The sequence below is a fragment of the Nocardia veterana NBRC 100344 genome (assembly GCF_000308855.1).
Taxonomy (GTDB): Bacteria; Actinomycetota; Actinomycetes; order Mycobacteriales; family Mycobacteriaceae; genus Nocardia; species Nocardia veterana.
In genome coordinates, this window is record NZ_BAGM01000083.1 from 66,362 (window position 1) to 75,487 (window position 9,126).

Consider the following 9,126-nt stretch of genomic DNA (forward strand, 5'->3'; position numbering starts at 1 on the left):
CCGAATCGCTCACCGTCTCCACTACTGCGCCGTCTCGCCCAGATCCAGATCGTCCAGGCCGACCAGATCGTGGCCCATCCGGTCCCGCTTGGTGCGCAGGTAGCGCAGATTCTCGGCATTGGCCCGCACCGGCATCGGCACCCGCTCGGTAATGCTGAGACCGTATCCGTCCAGGCCCACCCGCTTGGCGGGGTTGTTGGTCAGCAGCCGCATCGACTTGATGCCCAGATCGACCAGGATCTGCGCCCCGGTGCCGTAGTCGCGGGCATCGGCGGGCAGGCCGAGTTCGATGTTCGCGTCGACGGTGTCGTGCCCGGAGTCCTGCAGCTGATAGGCCTGCAATTTGTGCATCAGGCCGATTCCGCGGCCCTCGTGACCACGCATGTAGAGCACGACGCCCCGGCCCTCGGCGGCGACCATCTCGAGTGCCGCGTCCAACTGCGGGCCGCAGTCACAGCGCAGGGACCCGAACACGTCGCCGGTCAGGCATTCCGAATGCACCCGCACCAGTACATCGTCGCCGCCGTCGACGCTCAGATCACCGCGGACCAGCGCCACATGTTCGACGTCGTCGTAGATGCTCTTGTAGCCGACGGCCTTGAATTCGCCGTGCTTGGTGGGGATCCGCGCCTCGGCGATCCGCTCCACCTGCTTCTCGTGCTTGCGGCGCCAGGCGATCATGTCGGCGATCGAGATCAAGGCCAGCTCGTGCTCGTCGGCGAACACCCGCAGCTCCTCGGTGCGGGCCATATCGCCTTCGTTCTTCTGGCTCACGATCTCGCAGATCACGCCCGCCGGGCTGAGTCCGGCCATGCGCGCCAGATCCACCGCGGCCTCGGTATGTCCGGGCCGGCGCAGCACGCCACCGTCCTTGGCCCGCAGCGGAACGACGTGACCCGGCCGGGTGAATTCGTCGGCGCGCGCCGCCGGATCGGCCAGCAACCGCATCGTGGTCGCCCGATCCGCGGCCGAGATGCCGGTGCTGATCCCTTCGCGGGCGTCCACCGACACGGTGTAGGCGGTGCCGTGCTTGTCCTGATTCATGGAGTACATCGGCGGCAGGCCCAGCCGATCGCAGTCCGCACCGGTCAGCGGCACGCAGATGTAGCCGGAGGTGTATCGGATCATGAAGGCCACCAGCTCGGGGGTCGCCTTCTCCGCGGCGAAGATGAGGTCGCCCTCGTTCTCCCGGCCCTCGTCGTCGACGACGACGACCGCCTTACCGGCGGCGATATCGGCGACTGCGCGCTCGATGGTGTCGAACCTGGTCACGTCTGCTGTGCTCCATCTCGGAATAGGTGCGACTCGAGCCTACTGTGTCGATCGCCTCCGCTTCGCTCCGGCGTGTTCTCGGCCCGTCCGGCCGAGGAGATCGCAGTGGACGGTCCGGTGGAGGCTGACATCGGCAGTCGGGCGCTACCCGTTGTCTGTGGTGTGGACCTGTGTGGCGTTGTGGGTCGCGAGGGTGGGCTCACCCGCGCTGCTGGAGGCGCTCGACATATTTGGCGATGATGTCGACCTCCAGATTCACGGTGGCACCGACCGGTGCGGCACCGAGGGTGGTGAGTTCGCGGGTGGTGGGGATCAGTGACACCTCGAACCAGTCGCGATGTCCGGGCTCGGCGGCTTCGTCGACCCCCAGGCCGGAGACGGTCAGCGAGATCCCGTCCACGGTGATCGACCCCTTCTCGACCACGTAGCGAGCGAGATTGTCGGGCAACGAGATTCGCACCACCTCCCAGTTGTCGGATGGGGTGCGGGAGAGCACGGTTCCGGTGCCGTCGACGTGGCCCTGCACGATGTGCCCGCCCAGCCGGCTGTCCACGGCCGCGGCACGCTCCAGATTCACCGGCGAACCGACGTCGAGTTTGCCGATGCCCGAGCGGTTGAGCGTCTCGCCCATCACATCGGTGGTGAAGCTGTCGCCGCCGACCACGTCGACCACCGTCAGGCAGACGCCGTTGACCGCGATCGAGTCGCCATGGCGGGCATCGGAGGTGACCAGCGCACCGCGAATCGTGAGTCGCGCCGCATCCGCGGATCGCTCGACGGCGACGATCTCACCCAGCTCCTCGACGATGCCTGTGAACATCCTTATCTCCTGTCACCCGGCGCCCGCGTTCGGGGCGTCCGCTAGCGCAAACGGTGCCGGCCGCTCGTGGTATTCCCCGAGGAGCCGCAGTGTCATCAGGGTAACGACGCGCGGTAGCAGGCCACATCCGGCTGTCCTACGGACCGGTCCGAACCGCCGAATCGAGACCGTGGGACCGGAAAGGGGGCGGAAACCCGGCGCGGTATCGGCGGCACGCCGAGCGCAAGAGTCCACCACCCGGCAATTACCGGGCAACAGTGGGTCAGGAAAAGGAACACTGCGCAATATTCTGATATGTGTTGCAAAAGAAATACCGTGTCCGGACTCGAAACCCGTGAGAACGGGCTCATTTTGCGGCCGAATCCGAACCGTTACCCACCTGCCTGCGAATTCAACTCTCACCCTTGCGTGATGACGATTCCGGTAGCAATATTGTTATGTAGTTGATTCCAACGGTTCATTACCAGCAGCGCCAGTTCATCAGCACAGCGCTTGATTGCGTATCACGTACCACCGCAGCTCGTACCGGCTGTTCGCGACCGCACACAGCCGTATGCGCTGCCGCATTTCTGCACTATGCGTTTCGAGCAATACCGTTTCGACATCGTGTTCCGACGGCGTCCGGGATCGGAGCGATCCGCCAACGGATTACGTCGGACGACAACACCTATGGGGGTGCGGCGTGACCACATTGATCGATACGTCTCTCGGCGATCGCTGCGAGCGGTATCGCCGGGTATTCCATCTCCCCGCCCTGGTCGACGACGCCTCCCAGCACATCGTGCTCGAGATCGGGGCGCAGTTCGGAGCCGTCACCATGCCGGCCGACCTCGGCGAACGAGTCCTCCGCCAGTTGACCCGGTCCGGCCTGGTGACGCCGGTCGTCCACCACCCGCGCGCCCGGCGCTGGACCTTCATCACCGGCCCCGCCCGCGCGGCCGGAGTGAGCGCATCCGTTGCGGCCGAACTGTTTCGGCTCTACACAACCGTCGCCTGCACCGGTAGTCACGTAGTCCTGCCGTCGGCAGCGGACGAACGGACCGGCTATCGCATCTGGGTGCAGGCGCCCGAACACCTCGACGCGGTCGTCCCCATGGCGGCGGTCGTGGAGGCCGTGCGGATCAGCGCGACGCCGCCTGCTCGGTCTCGATAACCTTCTCGCGCAACGCTTCCACGGTCGCGGCCGGATCGTCGGTGCCGTAGACCGCGGAGCCCGCGACGAAGCAGTCCACTCCCGCTTCGGCGGCGGCCTCGATCGTGTCCATATTGATGCCGCCGTCGATTTCGACGACCAGACGCAATTCCCCGCTGTCGACCAGGCGGCGAACCGCCCGCGCCTTGTCCAGAACATGCGGGATGAAGGACTGCCCGCCGAATCCGGGCTCGACACTCATCACCAGCAGGGTGTCGAAGTTGCGCAGGATTTCCAGATACGGCTCGATCGGCGTATTCGGCTTCACGGACAGGCCCGCCTTGGCGCCGGCCGCTCGGATATCGCGGGCCACCGCGACCGGGTCCTCGGTCGCCTCGGCATGAAAGGTCACGTTGTAGGCTCCGGCCTCGGCGTACGGCGGCGCCCAGCGAGCCGGGTCCTCGATCATCAAATGGCAGTCCAGCGGAATGTCGGTGGTTTTCAGCAGACTCTGCACCACCGGCAGGCCCAGCGTCAGATTCGGCACGAAGTGGTTGTCCATGACGTCGACGTGCAGCCAGTCGGCACCCTCGACCGCCCGGACCTCGTCGGCGAGCCGGGCGAAGTCGGCGGACAGGATGGACGGCGCGATCATCGGCGACGGCCGGTGGAAAGGGGGATTCGAGGTGGACACAGCGCGTGAGTGTACTGGGTCGCCGACAGCCGAAATCGGCACTGTCGGCGATTGTGCGGCGCGAAGTTGGGTAGCCTTCGTAGGGTGATCAACATGTCGGCTGAAGAGGGACTGCGCAGCACACCCGTCGAAATCGGCGTCGCGGCCACCGTGTCGCAGCTGCCGATCGTGCGCGGATTGGCCGAAACACTGGTCCTGCTCAGTGATTTCACACTCGACGAGGTCGCCGACATCCGGCTGGCCGTCGACGAGGCCTGCTCGACGCTGATCGAGCTGGCCGTCCCCGGCAGCACCCTGCAGTGCCGGTTCACCGTCGGCGACACCGATCTGCTCGTGCGCGTGGCCGGTATCGCGGCCACGTCGAAACTGCCCGATCAGCGCAGCTTCGGCTGGCATGTGCTGCGTACCCTGACCGACGGGATCGAGGTCACCCAGGACCCGTTCGATTCGGCGATCTCCGGATACCCGACGGTCGTGGAGTTCCGGCGGGTCCGGGGGAAGGCGTAGTGGTCGACGAAGACGGCGTGTTCGAGGCCGACGAGGCCGCGGACACCGGTGGTACGGCCGCGAGCGGACCCCGAGACGATGCCGGTGCCGAGCACACCCACGACACCGATGCCACCCCGCCCGAACCCGACGCCGGCGACGATGTGGACGATGTCGCCGATTCGGTGTCCGGATACGACGACGTCAACGCCCTGTTCCAGGCCTTGTCACAGGCAGGGGACGACCGGCGCGCCGAGCTGCGGGACGAGCTGATCAACCGCTGCATTCCGTTGGCGGACCATATCGCTCGCAAATTCAGCGGTCGCGGCGAGCCGTTCGACGATCTGACGCAGGTTGCGCGCGTCGGGTTGGTCCACGCCGTGGACCGGTTCGATGTGTCACGCGGATCGAACTTCCTGTCCTTCGCCGTGCCCACCATCATGGGCGAGGTGCGTCGCTACTTCCGCGACAACACCTGGGCGATGCGAGTTCCCCGGCGGGTCAAGGAAACTCATCTGCGCATCGGATCGGCGATCGATTCACTGTCGCAGTCGTTGGGCCGCTCTCCCACCGCCAAGGAGATCGCCGCCGAACTCGACATCCATCCCGACGAGGTGACACAGGCGGTCATCGCGGGCAATGCCTATCAGCCCAGCTCGATCGACGCGGTGTCGGTGGGCCGCGATACCGAGGCCTCCCTGCTCGACACTCTGGGTGAGGAGGAGTCGCAGTTCGACCGGGTCGAGGAATATGTGGCGATCCGGCCGCTGCTGGCCGGGCTGCCCGAACGCGAGCGCCGCATCCTCACCATGCGGTTCTTCGAATCGATGACCCAAACGCAGATCGCGCAGCGGATGGGGATCTCGCAGATGCACGTCTCCCGCATCCTCGCGAAAACCCTTGCCCGGCTGCGCGAACAGAGCGCCCGCGAGTAGTCGCGTTCAGCGCTCGTCGCCGGCCACCGCGGCAGCGCGGCGTCCGTGCACGACCGCCGCGACCAGTTCCCCCGCCGGGCCGCCGAGGGTGCGCGGCGGCCGCCAGACCGCCCGCAGGGTGCGCCGCAGGTCGAGTCCGGCGACCGGGACGGCGCGCAGCTCACCACGGTCGAGTTGGTCGCCGACGGCGAGAGTGCTGAGCACCGCCGGGCCGACCCCGCCCAGCACGCTGGTGCGGATCGCGGCGGCACTGCCGAGTTCGAGCAGCGGTTCCGCGCGCGGATATTCGGCGAGCGCCGCGTCGAGAGTGCTGCGGGTACCGGAGCCGGGCTCGCGGACCACCAGAGCGGTAGCGGCGAGTTCGGCGACCGTGAGCGGTTTCCGGCGCCGCGCCCAGGCGTGTCCCGGGTGCACGACCACGACCAGCCGGTCGTGTGCGACGGTCACATGCGGCAGGCCATCGGGGACCGAGGGTGATTCGACGAACCCCAGATCGCATTCGCCGGCCAGCAGCCGATCGCACACCTGGCGCGAATTGTGCACCTGCAGATGGACTTTCACATCGGGCCGGGAACGACGGAAGTCGCCGAGCCAGCCGGGCAGCAGGCACTCGGCCACCGTCATACTGGCGGCGACGGTCAACTCCGCCTCCTGATCGGTGCGCAACCCGGCGGCGGCGTCGACCAGTCGATCCAGATCGGCCAGCACCTCCCGCGCCCAGTGCACCAGAACCGTGCCCGACGGCGTGAGCTTCGAGCCGCGCGGCGATCGACGCACCAGCGCGAGCCCGAGGCGGTGCTCCCACAGCCGCATCGCCCGGCTGGCATTCGGCTGCGCCATGCCGATCGCGCGTGCGGCAGCACCGAGACTGCCGTGATCGTCGATGGCCACCAATAATTCGAGAAATCCCAGGTCCGGTCGGGTATCGGCCATACCCGAATCATATGGCCTGCCGCACTCACATATCATTCTGATATGCCCCCATAGCGTTTGCGCGGCTACCGGGCAGGGTCGGCACACGGCACCGTAGCGGATATGACAAGCCTCGACCTCTCGCGGGCGGCCGCATCCGGCGACGAACCGCGATACCAACCCGCTGCTGCGGATCCGGCCACGTCGTTCGAGGACCGCGGCCGATCCGACAGCCACGCGCACGGGTCCGTGGCGGCCGGCCCCCGGGTACCGCCGCACGGTGGCCGGCCTGCAGACTTTTCGAGGCATCGGGCGCGGGAGCTCGGTAGCGACCTCGGTCCCGGGTTGGCGGTGACGGTCGCAGCGACCGTGGTCGCGCTCGGCATCGCGCGGTTCGTCCCGGCGGTCAGTCCGCTGCTCATCGCGATCGTGGTCGGCGCCGTACTCGCCAACGCCGTCACGCTGCCCCAGCGGGTGCAACCGGGGTTGCAGTTCTCGGCGAAGAAGTTGCTGCGACTCGGCGTGGCACTGCTGGGTCTGCAGCTCACCTTCGCCGACATCATCGGGCTCGGACCCGCGGTCATCGCGGTGGTCGTCGCGATCGTCGTGCTCGGGATCGGCGTCACCATGCTGCTGGGCCGGCTGCTGCGGATGACGTGGACGCAGCGCCTGCTCATCGCCTGCGGATTCTCCATCTGCGGCGCGGCCGCGGCGGCCGCGGTCGACGGCGTCGTCGATGCCGAGGACGAGGAGGTGCTCACCACTGTCGCACTGGTGGTTGTCTTCGGGACCGCGATGATCGGCCTCGTCCCGCTGCTGTCCGGAGCGTTCGGGCTCGGTAACCGGGCCGCGGGTATCTGGGCCGGCGGCGCGGTCCACGAGGTCGCCCAGGTCGTCGCCACGGGTGGGGCACTCGGCGGGACCGCCTTGACCGTCGCGGTCGTCGTCAAACTCGCCCGGGTGGTGTTGCTCGCGCCGGTACTCGCGGTGATCGGCTGGCAGGTTCGCCGACGCGCGGACAGCGAGCCCGGAGATCGGCGTCCCCCGCTGATCCCGCTGTTCGTCATCGCCTTCGTGGTCTGCGCGGCACTGCGCACCACGGGCGTCCTGCCGGAGGCCGTGCTCGGCACGGCGAAACTGGTCCAGACCGCACTGCTCACCGCGGCGATGTTCGCGCTGGGCGCGGGGGTGCGGGTGGCCGCATTGCGCCGAGTCGGCCCGCGCCCGCTGATCCTGGCCCTGCTGTCGACGGTGTGGGTATCGAGCGTGGCGCTCGCCGGTGCTCTGCTCGCGTCCTGAGCGGAGCACCGGCCGGGCTCAGACCGGTTTGCGCAGGGCGGCCAGGAACATCGCGTCGGTGCCGTGGCGATGCGGCCACAGTTGTGCCGCGGGACCGTCACCGATATCGCTCACGCCGGGCAGCAGTTCGCGGGTGTCGAGCTGCTCCGCCTGCGATCGACGCGCGAAATCGGCGACCACCGAGACGGTTTCGGGCAGGTGGGGCGAGCAGGTGGAGTACACCACCACCCCGCCCGGGCGCAGCAGATCCCATGCGGCGCCGAGCAATTCGCTCTGCAGAACGGTCAGATCGCGGACGTCGGCGGGCGTGCGCCGCCACCGCGCCTCGGGACGACGCCGTAGAGCTCCCAGACCGGTGCAGGGTGCGTCGACCAGGATGCGATCGTAGCCGGGGGTCAATCCCGCGGCGCGGCCGTCGGCCACGTGCACCGTGACCGGCAGGCCGCGAGTGGCCTTGCGTACCAGTTCGGCTCGGTGTTCCGCCGGTTCGACCGCATCGATGTGGTAGCCGTCGATATCGGCCAGCGCTGCGAGCAGGGCGGTCTTGCCACCGGGTCCGGCGCACAGATCCAGCCAGCGGCCGGAATCCGGGCCGAGCAGCCGCGCCCGGGTCAACGACAGCGCGACCAGCTGACTGCCCTCGTCCTGAACCGCGGCCATCCCTTCGCGCACCGCTTCCAGTTGCGCCGGGTCGCCGCTGCCGAGATACACCGCATAGGGCGACCAACGTCCCTCCTCGCCCCCGCTGACCAGGGCCAATTCCTCGGCGGTGATCTCGCCGGGCCGGGCCACCAGATGCACGATCGGCCGCTGATCATCGGCGGCGAGCAGATCGCGCAACTCCCCCGCCCGCGCGCCCAGTGCATCGGCGAAGGCCTGCGCGACCCAGACCGGATGGCCGAACTCGAAGGCCGCGCGGCCCACCGGATCCGCCGGCGCGAGCGTTTCGACCCACTGCTCGGCCGATCGCCCAGCCGCTCGGCGCAGGACCGCGTTGACGAAACCGGCCTTGCCGCTGCCGAATTCGCTACGCACGAGATCCACCGCGGTGTCCACCGCGGCATGCGCCCCGACCCGGGTGCGCAGCAACTGATAGACGCCCAGCCGCAAGACATCCAGCAGCGGGCCGTCGATGTCGGCGACCGGCCGACCGGCGCATTCCGCGATCACAGCGTCCAGTACCCCGAGCGCCCGGCAGGCGCCGTAGGCGAGTTCGGTCGCGAACGCGGCATCGCGGCCGGACAATCCGTACTCGCGCAACAGCACGGGCAAGACGAGGTTGGCGTACGCATCGCGTTCCCGGACCGCGCGCAGCACATCCCGCGCCACCAGCCGCGGCACGTCGACGACGCCGGCACCACTGCGGGCGCCGGACCGACGCCGGACCGGCTCGCCGGGCCGCCGGGATTCGTCGTTCCGGGAGAAGCCGCGCGGACCGTCCGAGTCTCGACCCGACCGGCCCCGGCGGCCTTGCGCGGACCCTCGACTCGTGTCCGAGCCGGACGCACCCGGCCGCGGATCCACTCCCGCCCGTCCGGTCGAGCGGTCGGTCCGCTCGCCGCGGGAGCCGCCCGCG

At 68.6% G+C, this 9,126-nt stretch carries 9 protein-coding genes; 4 read left to right on the forward strand and 5 right to left on the reverse strand.

The window, feature by feature from the left end; genetic code table 11:
* Nucleotides 1-21: 21 nt before the first annotated feature.
* Nucleotides 22-1,272 carry a bifunctional 3,4-dihydroxy-2-butanone-4-phosphate synthase/GTP cyclohydrolase II gene (locus ON37_RS14650; protein ID WP_040719981.1) on the reverse strand — a complete coding sequence of 417 codons (1,251 nt, stop codon included), beginning with the start codon at nt 1,270-1,272 and terminating at the stop codon, nt 22-24.
* A gap of 199 nt (nt 1,273-1,471) precedes the next feature.
* Entirely contained in the window at nt 1,472-2,092 is a 621-nt protein-coding gene (locus tag ON37_RS14655) for a riboflavin synthase (protein ID WP_040719982.1), read from the reverse strand.
* A gap of 682 nt (nt 2,093-2,774) precedes the next feature.
* Between ON37_RS14655 and ON37_RS14660 the strand changes: the two genes are divergently transcribed.
* Nucleotides 2,775-3,245, forward strand: coding sequence for a hypothetical protein (locus ON37_RS14660; protein ID WP_040719984.1), 471 nt, complete (start codon nt 2,775-2,777; stop codon nt 3,243-3,245).
* Here ON37_RS14660 and rpe read toward each other — a convergent pair.
* Complete coding sequence (gene rpe, locus ON37_RS14665; RefSeq protein ID WP_040719986.1) at nt 3,214-3,879, reverse strand: ribulose-phosphate 3-epimerase; 666 nt, start codon at nt 3,877-3,879, stop codon at nt 3,214-3,216. The genes ON37_RS14660 and rpe overlap by 32 nt on opposite strands.
* Before the next feature lie 132 nt (nt 3,880-4,011).
* Here rpe and ON37_RS14670 point away from each other — a divergent pair, with 132 nt between their 5' ends.
* Both ON37_RS14670 and ON37_RS14675 read left to right on the forward strand, forming a co-directional pair.
* Nucleotides 4,012-4,425 carry an ATP-binding protein gene (locus tag ON37_RS14670; RefSeq protein WP_210741737.1) on the forward strand — a complete coding sequence of 138 codons (414 nt, stop codon included), beginning with the start codon at nt 4,012-4,014 and terminating at the stop codon, nt 4,423-4,425.
* Between the two features lie 143 nt (nt 4,426-4,568).
* The gene (locus ON37_RS14675) at nt 4,569-5,339 is read left to right on the forward strand and encodes an RNA polymerase sigma factor SigF (RefSeq protein WP_040720013.1); all 771 of its coding nucleotides are present in this window, start codon (nt 4,569-4,571) and stop codon (nt 5,337-5,339) included.
* Nucleotides 5,340-5,345: 6 nt separating this feature from the next.
* On the opposite strand, the gene ON37_RS14680 is transcribed toward ON37_RS14675, so the two are convergent.
* Nucleotides 5,346-6,272 carry a LysR family transcriptional regulator gene (locus ON37_RS14680; RefSeq protein ID WP_040719990.1) on the reverse strand — a complete coding sequence of 309 codons (927 nt, stop codon included), beginning with the start codon at nt 6,270-6,272 and terminating at the stop codon, nt 5,346-5,348.
* 102 nt (nt 6,273-6,374) lie between these two features.
* On the opposite strand from ON37_RS14680, the gene ON37_RS14685 reads away from it, so the two are divergent.
* Nucleotides 6,375-7,550: a YeiH family protein gene (locus ON37_RS14685; RefSeq protein ID WP_083892996.1), complete on the forward strand. Its 1,176-nt coding sequence runs from the start codon at nt 6,375-6,377 to the stop codon at nt 7,548-7,550.
* Nucleotides 7,551-7,568: 18 nt separating this feature from the next.
* Here the strand turns inward: ON37_RS14685 and ON37_RS14690 are convergent, their stop codons facing one another.
* Nucleotides 7,569-9,074, reverse strand: coding sequence for an RsmB/NOP family class I SAM-dependent RNA methyltransferase (locus tag ON37_RS14690; RefSeq protein WP_051031598.1), 1,506 nt, complete (start codon nt 9,072-9,074; stop codon nt 7,569-7,571).
* Nucleotides 9,075-9,126 lie beyond the last annotated feature (52 nt).